The following is a 14,675-nucleotide window of genomic DNA, read 5'->3' as shown; positions in this document are numbered from 1 at the left end:
AGCCGCCGCAGTGCCACGTCGCACGGTCGACGGCGGATACGCCGCGCGTGCGTAACCCTCGGTATGCAAGGTTGCGGCTAGGGTCTATCGGCATGGCAGGTGTACGAACTCGGGCGCGGATCGCTGCCCTCTTGCTCCTCGTCGGCGTCGCGGCGACCGGGTGCGGTGGCTCGGACACCAGCACCGCGAGCGATCTGTGTTCCCCACCGGGGCCATCGGCCGCCGCCGCCGCGCCCACCAACTTGGCCGCGGGCGAGACGGCGGGCGCCGATCGCTACACCACCGCGACAACGGCGCCGGTCGACTCGATCGACACAGCGAAACTCGGCCTGCTCAATCCGGGCACGCTGAGCGTCGGCACTTTGTCCGACGCCCCGCCGAGCATCTGCGTCAACAGCGAGGGCCACTTCACCGGCTTCGACAACGAACTCCTCACCGCGATCGCCGAGAAACTCGGTTTGCGCGTGGAGTTCTCCGGCACCGAGTTCGCCGGTCTGCTCGCCCAGGTATCGGGCAAGCGCTTCGATGTGGGCTCGTCCAACATCACCACCACCGATGCCCGCCGCGAACTCGTCGGCTTCACCAACGGCTACGACTTCGGCTACTTCTCCCTTGTCGTTCCGCAGGGAAGCGCGGTGAAGGGCTTCGGCGATCTGAACCAGAGCTCGCGCATCGCGGTGGTGCAGGGCACCGTGCAGGACGAATTCGTGGTGAACCAGCTGAAGCTGGATCCGGTGAAATTCCCCGACTACAACACCGCCTACGCGAATCTGAAGTCCGGCCAGGTCGACGCCTGGGTGGCGCCGTCGGCCCAGGCCGAGGGCGCGATCAAGCCCGGCGACGGAATGGTGATCTCACAGAACACCTTCAGCCTCGACAACTTCGTCGGCTACGCGGTGGCGAAGAACAATCAGCCGCTGATCGACGCGCTCAACTCGGGCCTCGACGCGGTGATCGCCGACGGCACCTACGCCCGCCTCTACGCCGACTGGGTGCCACGCGAACTCCCGCCGGGCTGGAAGCCCGGTTCGAAAGCCGCACCCACGCCCCAACTTCCGGACTTCAAGGCGCTCGCGGCCGAGAACCAGCCGGGCGAGACCGAACAGGTCGCGCAGAAATCGACCCTGCAGCAGTTGAAGGACACTTTCTTCGACTGGTCGTTGTACCGCAAGGCTTTTCCCGACCTGATCAAGGTCGGCCTGCCGAATACCCTGATCTTGGCCTTGGTTTCGGGTGTGCTCGGCACCGTGATCGGCATGCTGCTCGCGGTGATGGGCATCTCCCGTACCCGCTGGTTGCGCTGGCCCGCCCGCGTCTACACCGACATCTTCCGCGGCCTGCCCGCCGTGGTGATCATCTTGCTGATCGGCCTCGGCGTCGGTCCGGTGGTCCGCAATATCACCGGCGGCAACCCGTACTGGCTCGGCGCGGTGGCGTTGGCCCTGCTCTCGTCGGCCTATATCGGTGAGATCTTCCGCTCGGGTATCCAGTCGGTGGAGCCCGGTCAGCTCGAGGCCGCGCGCGCCATCGGCTTCGGGTACCGGCAGTCGATGACGCTGGTGGTGATCCCGCAGGGTGTGCGCCGGGTGCTGCCCGCGCTGATGAACCAGTTCATCGCGCTGATCAAGGACTCGTCGCTGATCTACTTCCTCGGCCTGCTCGCCTCCCAGCGCGAGCTGTTCGCCGTCGGCCGCGACCTCAACGCCCAGACCGGCAACCTGTCCCCGCTGGTGGCCGCGGGCCTGATGTATCTGGTGCTCACCATCCCGCTCACCCACCTGGTCAACTACATCGACCAGCGCATGCGCACCGGCAAACCCACCCCCGCCGACCCGATCGAGCAGGCGGTCATCACAGAAGGGCGAGGCGCATGAGCGAGCGTAGCGAGCGGCGGACCAGCACAGCCGCAAATGCGGTCATGGCGGAACCGAGCGCCAGCGAGGTGGAGGCATGAGCGCATCGTTGACCGGCACCGGGCTCAACCTGACGCTCGGCAACAACCACATCCTGCGTGGTGTCGACATCCACGTGGAGGCAGGCCACGCCACCACCGTCATCGGCCCGTCCGGCTCCGGCAAATCGACCCTGCTGCGGGTGCTCAACCGCCTGCACGAGCCCGATTCCGGCGACGTGCTCCTCGATGGCAAGTCGGTGCTGAAGGACAACCCCGACAAGCTGCGTCAGCGCATCGGCATGGTCTTCCAGCAGTTCAACCTGTTCCCCCACAAGACCGTCGCCGACAACATCGTCCTCGGCCCCCGCAAACTGCGTGGCCTGTCCGCCGACGAGGCCCGCGCGCTGGCGATCGAACAGCTCGAGATCGTCGGCTTGGCCGACAAGGCCGACGCCAGGCCCGCGTCACTGTCGGGCGGTCAGCAGCAGCGCGTCGCCATCGCCCGCGCGCTGGCCATGAAACCGGAGCTGATGTTCTTCGACGAGGCCACCTCCGCGCTCGACCCGGAGCTGGTCAAGGGCGTGCTCGCACTGATGGCCGACCTCGCCTCGGGCGGTATGTCGATGATCGTGGTGACCCACGAGATGGGGTTCGCGCGCGAGGTCTCCGACAGCGTCGTGTTCATGGATCAGGGCGTCGTCGTGGAGACCGGTACCCCCGACGCCCTGTTCGACGATGCCGAGACCCCCCGCCTGCGTCGCTTCCTCGATCAGGTCCTCTAACCAGGTTCGGGGGGTCGCAGCAACCTATGCGCAACTGCTAATGTCGGAAGTGCTTCAGCTCCATTCGATCAGTACCGGACCGAGTTCCGGGAAACCGGAAAGAGAGAGCCGATGACCACCACGCACGCCGAACATCCGCAGCACACCCACGTCCACGGGCCCACCTGCGGCCACGTCGCCGTTCCGCACGAGGACCACGTCGACTACGTCCACGACGGCCATCTGCACCGCGAACACGAGGGCCACTTCGACGAGTGCGAGACCTCAGCACACGTCGAGCACACCGCCCACACCCACGAGCACGGCCCCGGCTGCGGGCACGTCGCCGTGCCGCACGGCGACCACGTCGACTACATCCACGACGGTCACCGCCACGCTGCCCACGCGGACCACTACGACGACCACTGACCACCAGGCCCCGACCCCACCTCGGGTGGGGTCGGCAGCCGGTAACCCTGGCTCGACGATCGATCGGTTCCCCGGATACTGTCTGTGCCTGCGGCCTGCGTCATGCCTGCCGCTTCATGGATGGGGAATTCTCGGCCGATGGGCAAAACAATCAGGCGCACAATGGCTTTCGGTGTCGTCGGCAGTGTGCTGGCCGCGTGTGCCGCCACCTTCGGCGCGGGCAACGGCCTGGCCGACGGCCGCGATCCGATCGTAGAATCCAAGAAACTCCTCGCGACGCCGACCACCGCGAACGGCTCGAACATCATCTCGAGCAGGGTCGATGACCGAAATCTGACCATGCTGGTCTTCTCCGCCGCGATGAACAAAGCCATCACCGTGAAGGTGCAGCGGCCTGAGGACGCCTCCGTGCCGCGCCCGGCGCTCTACCTCCTCAACGGCGCAGGCGGCGGCGAGGACCGCGCGACCTGGTGGCAGAACACCGATATCGGCGACTTCCTCGCGACCAAGGACGTCAATGTGGTGATGCCGATCGGCGGCGCCTGGGCGTACTACACCGACTGGCAGCGCGACGACCCCGCGCTGGGTCGCAACAAATGGCGCACCTTCCTCCTCGACGAACTCCCGCCCCTGGTCGACGCGGCGCTGGGCACCAACGGCGTCAACGCCATCGCCGCCAACTCGATGACCGCCACGGCCGTTCTGCAATTGGCGGAGGCCAGGCCGGGCTTCTATCAGTCCGTGGCCGGCTACAGCGGCTGCGCGCAGATCGCCGACCCGATCGGCAAGCAGTTCACCAAGCTGGTCGTGGAGACCTACGGTGGCGGCGATGTCACCAATATGTACGGTGCCGACGACGACCCGGCCTGGGCCGCCAACGATCCCGTCGTCCATGCCGAGAAATTGCGCGGCACAAGGCTGTTCGTCTCGGATGCCTCCGGACTACCCGGCCCGCATGACCGCGTCGACGACCCGTACATGATGAATCCGACGCCGGTCGGCCTGGCCAATCAGGTCGTCGTCGGCGGCATCATCGAGGCGGCGGTCAACTGGTGCACCCGCAATCTCGAGTCCCGGCTGGACGAGTTGGGAATTCCCGCGACCTTCGATCGTCGATCGAGCGGCACGCACTCCTGGGGCTACTGGCGCGATGCCTTCTATCGGTCGTGGCCGGTTCTCGCCGCGGGCTTGGGACTGCCCGAATAGTCGTACGCGAGTCAGCCGGTGACGGTGGCGAAGGCGGCCCAGAGCAGCGGTGAGTTCTCGGGCGTGGGCGCGTCACGCCAGGCGGCCAGTCGCGACCTTTGCCAGGTCAGCAGGGTGGGGATGGGTGTGGGTGAATCGTGGGCGGTGTCCACGGCGCAGATGGCGGATTGCAAGGGGTAGGTCGTGGTGGGGGTGAGGGTGTGGAAGGCGTGGTCGGTGGGCAGGGGCCAGCGGGTGGCCGTCACCAGTTCCGCGCCTGCTGCCAGGGCCGCGGTGGTGAGGCCGAGGGCCTCGGTGAAGCGCAGGTCGCCGCCGCTTTCGCAGGCGATCAGGGCTACCCGGCTCGGCATCGGCCAGAGGTCGCGGCCGGGGATCGGGTGCGAGTCGAGCGAATGGGTGCCGAGTAGGAGGTCCTTCGCCGAGAGGGGGCGGTGGGTGCGGTTCGTCGCCGCGAAGCCGCGCGTATCGGCGGTGCAGCTGAGGTGCAGTTCGGCGTGTTCGCTCTGCCCGGATTCCGGTGCGGGGGCGGTGACATGGCCGACGTAGACGAGTCGGCTCGCACCGGCCCGGAGAACTTCGGAGAGCCAGTCACGGTCGGTGTCGGCGCGGCGGAACAGCTCTACGGGATCGTCGGCACGGGGCACGACGCGATTGCCGTACCGGCCGAAATGCCGGGCCACCAGGGTTTCCGGGCTCGGTCGACCGAGCACCGATCCGAGCTCTGAGTCGGCACGGAATCCGGGCACCCGAGGATCGAGCACCGCGACGACGGGCAGATCGCGAGTGTCATTCCAGCGGTGCACGATTCGTTGCGGCGCGTGAACCACCGACACCGGCGCGAGCAGGCTCACATCGGCGATGTCGAGCAACCTGAGCGCGGGATCGGGAGCGATGAGCTCCCACGGAACCTGCGCCAGCCGTGGCGAGGGCTGAATCCGCAGATGCGGCCGAACTCCGCGCTGCGAGAGTTCGTAGAGCTGCACAGCCAGTCCATAGGGCAACAGGGTGCGCGACAATGCTTGCGCCAGCGCACTTTCCGCGGCGGGATCGACCAGCGCGCCCTCGGTCATCACCCGCCGCAGATCCTCGGGCCGGGTGGGATCGGGCACCGCCTGGGTCAGCAGCCGCAGCGCCTCGCGTACCTGGTCGCCGGGCAGGGTGGCGACCCCGCGCGCGAGTGCGTCGTCGACCCATCGCCACGACACGTAGACATCGCCCGCGTCAGCCATCCTGATGAGCGCGGTCGGGGATGGCGGTAGCGCGTTCACAGCGCGAGTACCCGCTGGTCGCGGACCGAACGGCCGTAGCGATGTTCGGCGTAGGTGATGAAGTCCGCCAGCACTATTCGATCACCGTCGGTGAGTCGAGGGGGGAGTGCGACGGGTATCCCGGCCGCTGCCGCCACGTCGGCGAGCGCGGTGCCGAGTTGCAGAGCGGGAGTGGTTATCTGCTCGGCGGCGGCCGGCTCGAGCAGCTCGAAATCGAGGGTGGGCGCGTCGGAGTCGTTGTAGGAGTTCAGGTCGAGAGTCGTTCCCGCGCACTGGGTGTCGATCAGGTCGCTGACCAGTTGGCCGTTGCCGGAGAGAGCGGCGCAGCGGAAGGCCAGGCGCATGGCCGGTTCGGCGACGGTGCGGTGCCAGTGCTCACGCTGGTTGCCGTTGGGAAGGGTGTGGCGGACGGCGTCGATGGCGAGGGCGGCGGGGACCGCCAGCGAGACCGCGCGGCCCAAGAGTTCCGGATCAGGTTGTGGCGCTTGCTCGATCGAGGCGTGGAGGAGTTCGGCGTGCCAGTAGTCGAGTTGAGCGCAGTGCATCCCGAGTCCGTGGGCGGCGTAGACCGAGAACGACGCGTCGAGGAGCTCCTCGGCGAGCGCGAGATCGCCTTCCGCGCAGGCGAGGGTGGCGAGTCGCAGTCGAACATCCGCCGCGTCCACCACCGCACCGGCGGCGTCGAACCCATCCAGTGCGCGCTCGTAATGCGCACGTGCCGTAGCGAAGTCATCTCGACGTTCGGCGAGAAAGCCCATCGTCTTGGCCCCGATCCCGGACCAATGGCCCAACCCGCCCGCCTCGAAGAACTTCTGACTGGCCCGCAACGGCTCCTCGGCCTCGTCGAATTGCCCCGCACGTATCAGCATGGTGGCCAGATTCTGCTGCGACTCGGCGACCGAGGCGTCCTCACCCGCCGCGGCGAAAGCGGCCACTCCCTGCCGGGCGAAGTCGATGGCCAGTTCCCATCGCCCGGTCTCGAACGAGCAGGCGGCCAGGTTCATCAACGGGTGCCCGGCCATCTCGGGCGCGAAACGTTCTGTCACCCCGAGAGATTCGGTGGCCAACTCACCCGCGCGCGCCCACTGCTGCCGGTGTAACGCCACCGCTGTCAGCGACAGCAGGCACGCCACCCGCAACAGTCCCTGATCGGTGCTGTCGGCGAGCAGCGTCCGCGCTTCCTCGAGCACATCCTGTGCGGCATCGAACTCGCCCAGATGCTGGAAAGCCTGCGACAGGTTCACCAACGCGGCCGGTCGCTGATGCGCGGCGTCCTCGGGCATTTCGGCGAGTGCCGTCCGGAACAGCACCACCGACCGCCGGTGATCGCCGAGCTCATCGGCCATACTCGCGGCATTGATCAGGGCCGCACTCCGCAACCGCGGCGGCGCACCCTCGGCCGCTTTCTCGAACATCTCCAGTGCCGCGACCACATCGCCACGTTGATAGGCCGCATACCCCGCGGTGAGCTGTGCGTCGTCGCGATCCGAGGTTCTACCCGTGGCTGCCATCAGAAGTCCTCGTCTGTCTCGGCGGCCGCTGTTTCGGCGGTCAGGCGTTGGTCGGAGATGTGTTCGGTGAGCCGTGCTCGGACGAATCGGCGAATCCCATTCCGAACGGCCGACTCGTCTTCCGGCTGATCGACCGGACCGACACCGGGCACGAAAACGGTGATCTCCGGCGACTTTTCAGGTGTGCCGGGGAGCGTGGCCGAGCCCGTCCAGGCATCGCCCCGCAGCTGCAATGGCATCTCCACGTCGGTCGAGGGCAGCTGCGCTCGCACCCGTGCGTACGGCCGAAGATATTCGGGAACGAGTTGTCTACAGTCCGGCGCGGCAACCACGCTGACCTGCACCGTCGATACCCCGGCCGCCCGGGACACCTGCCACGACACAGCCTGCTCACCCGCGTCCAGAATGCCGGGCGGGCACAGTCGCCAATCCCAACCGCCGCTGCCGCGCGCGACTATCAGCCCTTCGGCCGAATCGGCGCCACCGGCCGCCAGGGCGTAATCCTGCGCGCGGCCGCTGATCGAGGGTGCGCCGTCGTCGGAGGTCTGCGCCGCGCCGAGCTCTTGCTCACGGAACAGCTCGTCGGCGTCTTCGTCGATCACCATCTCGCATGTCGCGGTGAGCAACTCGATCTCCTCGAGCAGCAGCCGTTGATCCAAGGCTGGTATCCCGTCGACAGTCGACGCGGGCCACCACCGACTTGCCCAGTGCGCGTAGGCGAGTCGCCGCAGGGCCGCCGCCGACTCCCGCCGAGCGGGCACGGCTGTCACCGCACGGGGACGGTTGTCCGAGACGGCCAAGGCGACTTCCTCGCCGTATACCGCCCACACCCATTCCTGTGCCGCCTCGACGTCGTCGAGCACAGCGGCGGGTACCACGTCGCTGTCGAACAGGCGCCAACTCAGATGTCCCCCGAGCACTTCGAGGACCAGCACATCGAGCCCCGGCGCGGCATCGGTGACCAGGGGAGCCCCGTCCGCAGCGATCACGAGCAGGCCGGGCTCCGCATGGCGAAGATGGACGACGGTCATCAGCTGGCCCTCGCTTCCCTGTCGGCCATGCTGTCGGCGGTCAGCGCCTGTTTGACCCGGGTGCGGTGGTCCAGGATCACCGACCGGGCGACACCGTCGAGCAGATCCCACAGCTCGCCGGGATCGAACACCGGCATCTCGCGCACATCCCGACCGTGCAACCGCACCCACAACCTGCGCGAATACGGCCGCCACGGCGTACGCAACTCGGCGGCCACCGCCGCGAGCGGCCCCGTCTGTCCGTCGACCACATGCACCGCGTACCGACGGGCCTGCAGCACATACCCTTCGCGGCGCCAGCGACCGTTGACCACCTCGTGCGCACGCGACGACGGCACTCGTTGGTGGAATTCTTCGGCGGCCGTCCCGATCGGTGAAAGACCGAGCGCCAGTTCGGAACCCGCCGCCGCGGCGACCCGCAGGGATTCCTCGAGCAGTCCCCACGGGGAACAGCTCCGCGAGATCTCCCGTGTCACCAGTTCCGGAATCTCGGGCAGATCTGTCCGATCGATGCTGCCCTGCAACACCGTGAAGACTCGTTCGTAGACGGTCCGGTCGAAGGGCAGACCGAGACTCGCGGTCGACGCGGACGCGCCGAGCTCGGGTCGTTGTGGGCTGGAAAACGTGGTGAGCCCCAGGTCATCGGCTCCGGCCTCGGGATGCTCGAGCCACAGGGCGATCCCGCGGTGGGTGCCCGCGCGGTTGTCGAGGAGGTCGTCGAACAGGGGACCGGCGTCGGCCGGATCGCCGGAGTGGGCGAGCGTGCAGGCTTCGAGCAGCTCGGTCAGTTCCGCTGCCAGGTCACGGGCCGCGTAGGGGGCGAGCGGGCGTCGCGCCCAGGCGATACCCAGCAGTTCCGCCAGCTCGGCGGCTCGACGAGGCTCGGTGACATGGCGTTTGAGGGATGCGGTGGTGCGCCCGCCGGTGCTGTCGTGGACTTCCCGCAGCGTCGCCTCGGCCCGCGCGTGCCCGCTGACGCCCTCCGGCGCACCGGCTACGGTCGCCAGCTCGAAACAGCGCTGGAAGTAGAGGTCCTGGGCGTTGCCCTCGGTGATCCGCAGCCGACGCCGCACCTGCTTCAGTACGACGAACCACGCCGCGCAGGCCCGAAGCGCATCGGACTGCGCGTGCACCAAGGCCGTGAGCAGCGCGATCCCGTCCTCGTCGAGCACGCTCGACGCCAACACCGGATGCTGCATCGGCCGAAGCACCAGCGGATCCAGAATCAACTTCACCGTCCGGCGCAGCGGTCCGCCGTCGGCCCCACTCAACGCGTCGACATCACTGATCTCCCGCCACACCTCATCGAGCACCATGGCGCGCGGTCTCCGCATACGACCAGGTTATAGGTATTTTCGGCGGCCGGTGCGGCGGTTACCGAGCGCGAAAGTTGGGATCGGTAGGCGGGGAAAGATTTCTACCTTTCTCTCAACGGGTTACCAGCCCGGTCACACCGAGAGAAACGGAAACACCATGAACACCAAGCTGATCGCCGCCCTCGCCGCTTCCGCCGCCGCCACCGCGCTGTTCGTCACCGGTTGTAGCGACGATGCGGGCACCACCTCCCCGAGCACCGCCGGATCGGCTGCCCCGGCTCCGGCCGCGGGCAAATCCACCGCCACTGTCGACGGCAAGGAATTCACCGCGAAGTTCGACACGACCTGCGCCAAGCAGGGTGGCACCCTCGCGCTGGCGCTCACCGACACGGCCAACGCCACCTACGGCAGCCTCTCGGTCAGCGCGTCGGTCGAAGGCGAGAAGGTCCAGGCGGTCGCCATCGGCGGTAGCCAGGGCGGCCCCAACGGCCTGCCCTACGCCGTGGGCTACGGCAACGGCCAGCCCGGCGGTTCCGCGACCCTGGCCAAGGACGGCAACACCTACCGCATCACCGGCGAGGGCATCAGCGCCGACATGACCAACCCGCTGGCAGGCCCGTCGACGGCGAAGTTCGACATCACCTTCGCCTGCTCCACCATCGTCGGCGCCTGATCCCTCGCGACCCGGTCGCATCCATTCAAGGAGAAATCATGAAATCCAAGCTGCGTGCGGCCGCGGTCGCCTTCGGAATCCTGGCCATCGGCTACTACCTCTTCTACGGCCTCACCTACACCCCCGACGAATACACCGGTGCGATGCTCGGCTGGGTCGGTCCCCAGATGGCCCTGCCGATCATCGCGCTCACCATCGTCCCGATCGTCTTCGCCTTCACCGGCGACGGCATTCTCGAAGCCTTCACCGGTCGCAACAGCAGCGAGTTCCGCGACGCCGCGGTCGGCATCGGCACCATCACCTCGTTCCGCCAGACCGGTGTCTCGGTGAACGACCAACCACAGGTCAAGATCGCTTTCCGGGTCGAGGGGTCCGACGGAAAGGTCTTCGACTCGCACGCCAAGATGATCGTGCCGCTCACCGAACTGGCCCTGCTGCAGCCGGGCGTGGTCCTGCCGGTCCGGTACCTGCCCGGTCGCACCGACAAGGTCGAGGTCGACCGATCCGGCGACAACGGCGCCGCTCAGCGCGCGATGAACGAATCCCTCATCCGCAAGGGCATCACCACTCGCGGCAAGCTCGACATCGCCGATCGCGGCATCGCCGCCCAGGCGGTGGTTCGCAGCCTCGACGTGCCCGGCCGGATCCGCGGCGGCTACACCGAGATCGCCCTCGGCCTGGTGGTCACCCGCCCCGACGGCACCACCTTCGAGACCCGCGCCGAGAAGTACTTGCCGCCCACCGCGGTCGGGCACGTACAGGTCGGCCGGATCGTGCAGGTGCACTACCTGCCCGGCAACGAGCAAGAGGTGGTGATCTCCCTTCCGATCAACGCCTGATGACAACTCCATACCCGCGGCGCGCGCCGTGACCGATCCCGGTGATCGGTCACGGCGCGCGTCAGTCGGAATTGCGCAGTGCGTGGATCTCCCGTTCGAGGAGCACCACGCCATCGGCGGTGTCGAATCTCGAGGTCACGAACAGCAGTGCGACGAGCAGCGGCGCGTAGCCGATCAACCACAGGATCTCCGGTGGCCGTTCAGTTTTGGGAGCGGTGAAGGTGCCGAACACCATGTACGCGGAGAAGGCCACGAAGAGCACACCGATGATCGTCGCCAGGATTCGCCACACCAGCACGCTGCGCTGCGTGCCCGGGGCGTCGGTGATGTCCATCGGCACCGCTTGCCGACACAGCGAACACGGCACGTGTGCTCGGATCGTTCCCGAGGGTGGCCTCGGCACGGTGATGGCAGTCAGCGCATAGACATCGACATTGTGCGCGGATCTCGCGGGGTCTCGATGCGCGAGTCGGATCGAGGGTTGGTAGCCGGCCCGATACAGGAATACTTTCTTCAGATTGCGAACGAAAGACATCGAGATCCCCACGGTAGATCGGACTATGGTCTCGGCATCCTCGCATGAGCACGGCGAGCACACCGGCCAACTGTCACAGACCGCGACGCCGTCGACCCGGTGGGCCTCACCTGGACGACAGCGGTCGCGACGACGCGCCGAGTTTTGGTCGTCCGTTCATCTTCGCGTTCCCGATGGCTCGCTTGGGTTGCTTACGGTGCCCGGAGTCCGTTCTACTCAGGAGTCACCGTGAGTCCGAAACCGCTCGCCCTGTTCGTCAAGCATGACGGCCAGTCGGCACGCGCCGCCCTGACCTGTGAATACAAGTGCGGCAACGCCTGCTTCCACGAGCCCCCGAACACCTCAGAGGGTGCCTACTTCGGTGACATCGTCAGCGGCCTCAACCGCCGTGGCCTGATCAAGGGCGGCGCGGCCGCGGTGCTGGCCGTCGGTGCGGCGAGCGCGCTGGCCGCCTGCGGTGACGACTCAGAGGCCGCGAAGACCCCGGCCCCGACTCCGGCCGGAACACCTGGCACCGGAACGGCTTTCACGGCCGTGGTGCCGAACAAGGAAGACGCGCTGACCATTCCGGAAGGCTACGACCAGCAGGTCGTGATCCGCTGGGGTGACCCGATCTTCGCCGACGCTCCCGCGTTCGACTTCGACTCCCAGACCGTCGCCGCGCAGCTGAAGCAGTTCGGGTACAACAACGACTTCGCCGCGCTGCTGCCGATCGAGGGCCAGGCCAACAGCTACCTGCTCGTGGTCAACCACGAGTACACCACCGGCCCGATGATGTTCCGCGGCTACGACAAGGCCAAGCCGACCGACGAGCAGATCGCGATCACCAAGGCCGCGCACGGCATGGCCGTGGTCGAGGTCAAGGGCGAAGCGGGCTCCGGCAAGCTGACTCCGGCCTTCGGTAAGTACAACCGCCGCATCACCGCCGACACCGAGTTCCTTCTCACCGGGCCCGCCGCGGGCAGCGCGTTCACCGTTACCAGCGCGGACCCCTCCGGCACCAGGGTGCTCGGCACCTTCGCCAACTGTGCGGGCGGTGTGACCCCTTGGGGCACAGTTCTTTCCGGTGAGGAGAACTTCAACGGCTACTTCGCCAACGGTGACCTGGCCTCCGACCCGCAGGGTCGGGTCAAGCGCTACGGCTTCGCCAAGGGCGGCACCCCGAACCAGTGGGAGCGCACCGACAAGCGCTTCGATCTGAGCAAGGAACCCAACGAGGCCAACCGTTTCGGTTACGTCGTCGAGGTCAACCCGTGGGATGCCTCGTCCACGCCGATCAAGCACTCCGCGATGGGTCGCCTCAAGCACGAGGGCGCGTCGATCTACGTCACCGATTCCGGTGACGTCGTCTCCTACACCGGCGACGACGAGAAGTTCGACTACATGTACAAGTTCGTGTCCTCGCGCAAGATCCAGTCCGGCACCGGCGCTTCCGCGATGCGACACAACCTGACCATCCTCGACGCGGGCACCCTCTACGTCGCCAAGCTCACCGGCGACCACGCCGCCGAGATCGATGGCTCCGGCACGGTCCCCACCGGCGGCTTCACCGGCAAGGGTCAGTGGATTCCGATCCTGGAGACCGGCGACGACGGCAAGGGCAAGTCCCTGGTCGACGGCATGACCGCCGCCGAGGTGGCGGTGTTCACCCGTCTGGCCGGCGACAAGGTGGGCGCCACCAAGATGGACCGCCCCGAGGACTTCGAGGCCAACCCGTTCACCGGCAAGGTCTACGTGGCGCTGACCAACAACGACAACCGCGCCAAGGACGACAAGCCGGGCGTCGACGAGGCCAACCCGCGCAAGCTGAACAAGAACGGCCAGGTCCTCGAGCTCACCGACAACCACACCGGCACCGACTTCACCTGGTCGCTGCTGCTGGTCTGCGGTGACCCCGCCGCCGCCGACACCTATTTCGCCGGTTTCGACAAGACCAAGGTCAGCCCGATCTCCTGCCCGGACAACCTGGCCTTCGACCCGTACGGCAACCTGTGGATCTCCACCGACGGCAACGCCCTCAAGACCAACGACGGCCTGTTCTCGGTGATCCTCGACGGCCCCAACCGTGGCGAGACCAAGCAGTTCCTCACCGTCCCGAAGGGCGCGGAGACCTGCGGCCCGATCGTCACCGAATCCCACGTCATCGTCTCGGTCCAGCACCCCGGCGAAGCCGATGACGCCACCCCCGACAACCCGCAGTCCCACTGGCCCGACGGCGGCACCTCTCAGCCCCGTCCCGCCGTAGCGGTCGTCTGGAAGAAGAACGGCGGACGAATCGGCGTCTAGCCGACCCCCGATCCGCTGACGAAACCGCTACTCGGCTGGGCGAGTAGCGGTTTTGTCATGTCAGCTGCTGCCGAACAAACCGGACATGTTGGCGAAGCGGGCGAAATCGCCATGGGCGGCGTTGAAACGGTTGACGTCGGTGCCGCCATGGATGCCGGGGACGACGCCACGGTCGGTGGTCTGCCAGAAGGTCCAGGTGGGCCAGTTGCCGGGGACTTCGGGCTGGTCGTCGCCGCTGTAGTCGGCGATCCAGAGGGGATACCTGGTGAAGGCGCTGGTGTCGGCCATCGCGGTCTTCCAGAAGTTCGGATACGTGTAGATGATCGGGGTGCGGCCGGTGAGGGTCTGCACAGTGTCGAGGTAGCGGTGGGTCCAGTCGATGAGGGCGGCGGGGGCCAGGCCGCCGGAGGTTTCCAGATCGAGGACCGGCGGGAGGTCGAGGGGGCCGTTCTGGCCGAGGACCGTCGCCGCGTACATCGCGGCCTGCGGTTCGGGCGGCAGTTCGGGACGGGCGAAATGGTAGGTGCCGCGCGCTACACCGGCGGTTCGCATCAGAATGCTGTCCTGCACGAAGTACGGGTTGATGTAGTGCAGACCCTCGGTGGCCTTCACCATCGCGAACTGGTGTCCGGCCGCGCGCACCGCGTGCCAGTCGATCATCCGGCCGTCCACATGCTGCCAGGACGACACATCCGGCCCGCTGGGCTCCGCCTGCGCGGTGGCGGGAAGCACGCAGGCCAGGGCGACGAGCGCAACACAACCACGAACCGTCGAACTCCAGCGCTTGGTGTCCATGGCCGTCGACCGTAGTGGCTTGTTGCTCGTGTGACCAGTGGTGTTGGTGGGTGTCTGTGAATAGTTACGACAAAGCCTGTCTGCCCGTGCCCGTATCTTGGTGCGGACATTCGGCTGACAGGGAGTGGTGG

13 protein-coding genes are annotated in these 14,675 nt (G+C 67.3%); 7 read left to right on the top strand and 6 right to left on the bottom strand.

Going from position 1 to position 14,675, the window contains the following annotated elements; all coding sequences use genetic code 11:
• The first annotated feature begins 92 nt into the window (after window positions 1–92).
• From OHS03_RS27405 to OHS03_RS27390, 4 genes are all read left to right on the top strand, one after another.
• Entirely contained in the window at window positions 93–1,874 is a 1,782-nt protein-coding gene (locus tag OHS03_RS27405) for an ABC transporter substrate-binding protein/permease (RefSeq protein WP_328658041.1), read from the top strand.
• 76 nt (window positions 1,875–1,950) lie between these two features.
• Window positions 1,951–2,676, top strand: a complete 726-nt coding sequence (locus tag OHS03_RS27400; RefSeq protein WP_056823853.1) for an amino acid ABC transporter ATP-binding protein — start codon at window positions 1,951–1,953, stop codon at window positions 2,674–2,676.
• Window positions 2,677–2,787: 111 nt separating this feature from the next.
• Entirely contained in the window at window positions 2,788–3,084 is a 297-nt protein-coding gene (locus tag OHS03_RS27395; protein WP_056823850.1) for a hypothetical protein, read from the top strand.
• Between the two features lie 138 nt (window positions 3,085–3,222).
• A complete protein-coding gene (locus tag OHS03_RS27390; protein ID WP_328658040.1) occupies window positions 3,223–4,290 on the top strand; it encodes an alpha/beta hydrolase in 1,068 nt (355 codons plus the stop codon).
• Between the two features lie 11 nt (window positions 4,291–4,301).
• Here OHS03_RS27390 and OHS03_RS27385 read toward each other — a convergent pair whose 3' ends face one another.
• Genes OHS03_RS27385 through OHS03_RS27370 form a run of 4 tightly spaced genes read right to left on the bottom strand, consistent with a single transcriptional unit; the run spans window position 4,302 to window position 9,416 of the window.
• Complete coding sequence (locus OHS03_RS27385) at window positions 4,302–5,519, bottom strand: CHAT domain-containing protein (RefSeq protein ID WP_328658038.1); 1,218 nt, start codon at window positions 5,517–5,519, stop codon at window positions 4,302–4,304.
• A gap of 35 nt (window positions 5,520–5,554) precedes the next feature.
• Complete coding sequence (locus OHS03_RS27380; RefSeq protein WP_328658036.1) at window positions 5,555–7,069, bottom strand: tetratricopeptide repeat protein; 1,515 nt, start codon at window positions 7,067–7,069, stop codon at window positions 5,555–5,557.
• Window positions 7,069–8,100 (bottom strand): hypothetical protein, encoded by a 1,032-nt coding sequence (locus OHS03_RS27375; protein ID WP_328658034.1) that lies wholly within the window; start codon window positions 8,098–8,100, stop codon window positions 7,069–7,071. Before OHS03_RS27375 ends, OHS03_RS27380 begins: the two co-directional genes overlap by 1 nt.
• Window positions 8,100–9,416 carry a hypothetical protein gene (locus tag OHS03_RS27370; protein ID WP_328664423.1) on the bottom strand — a complete coding sequence of 439 codons (1,317 nt, stop codon included), beginning with the start codon at window positions 9,414–9,416 and terminating at the stop codon, window positions 8,100–8,102. The genes OHS03_RS27375 and OHS03_RS27370 overlap by 1 nt, the downstream gene beginning before the upstream one ends.
• A gap of 157 nt (window positions 9,417–9,573) precedes the next feature.
• Between OHS03_RS27370 and OHS03_RS27365 the strand changes: the two genes are divergently transcribed.
• Together OHS03_RS27365 and OHS03_RS27360 are read left to right on the top strand one after the other, a co-directional pair.
• Complete coding sequence (locus OHS03_RS27365) at window positions 9,574–10,089, top strand: lipoprotein LpqH (protein WP_328658032.1); 516 nt, start codon at window positions 9,574–9,576, stop codon at window positions 10,087–10,089.
• A gap of 38 nt (window positions 10,090–10,127) precedes the next feature.
• On the top strand, window positions 10,128–10,928 hold the full coding sequence (locus OHS03_RS27360) for a hypothetical protein (RefSeq protein WP_328658030.1): 801 nt from the start codon (window positions 10,128–10,130) through the stop codon (window positions 10,926–10,928).
• Between the two features lie 61 nt (window positions 10,929–10,989).
• Here the strand turns inward: OHS03_RS27360 and OHS03_RS27355 are convergent, their stop codons facing one another.
• Window positions 10,990–11,463: a hypothetical protein gene (locus tag OHS03_RS27355; protein ID WP_328658029.1), complete on the bottom strand. Its 474-nt coding sequence runs from the start codon at window positions 11,461–11,463 to the stop codon at window positions 10,990–10,992.
• A gap of 228 nt (window positions 11,464–11,691) precedes the next feature.
• Between OHS03_RS27355 and OHS03_RS27350 the strand changes: the two genes are divergently transcribed.
• Entirely contained in the window at window positions 11,692–13,749 is a 2,058-nt protein-coding gene (locus tag OHS03_RS27350) for a PhoX family protein (RefSeq protein ID WP_328658027.1), read from the top strand.
• 60 nt (window positions 13,750–13,809) lie between these two features.
• On the opposite strand, the gene OHS03_RS27345 is transcribed toward OHS03_RS27350, so the two are convergent.
• Complete coding sequence (locus tag OHS03_RS27345) at window positions 13,810–14,544, bottom strand: glycoside hydrolase family 25 protein (protein ID WP_328658025.1); 735 nt, start codon at window positions 14,542–14,544, stop codon at window positions 13,810–13,812.
• Between the last annotated feature and the right edge of the window lie 131 nt (window positions 14,545–14,675).

The organism is Nocardia salmonicida, assembly GCF_036142455.1.
Classification (GTDB): Bacteria; Actinomycetota; Actinomycetes; order Mycobacteriales; family Mycobacteriaceae; genus Nocardia; species Nocardia salmonicida.
This window is presented reverse-complemented; position numbering and strand designations above follow the sequence as displayed.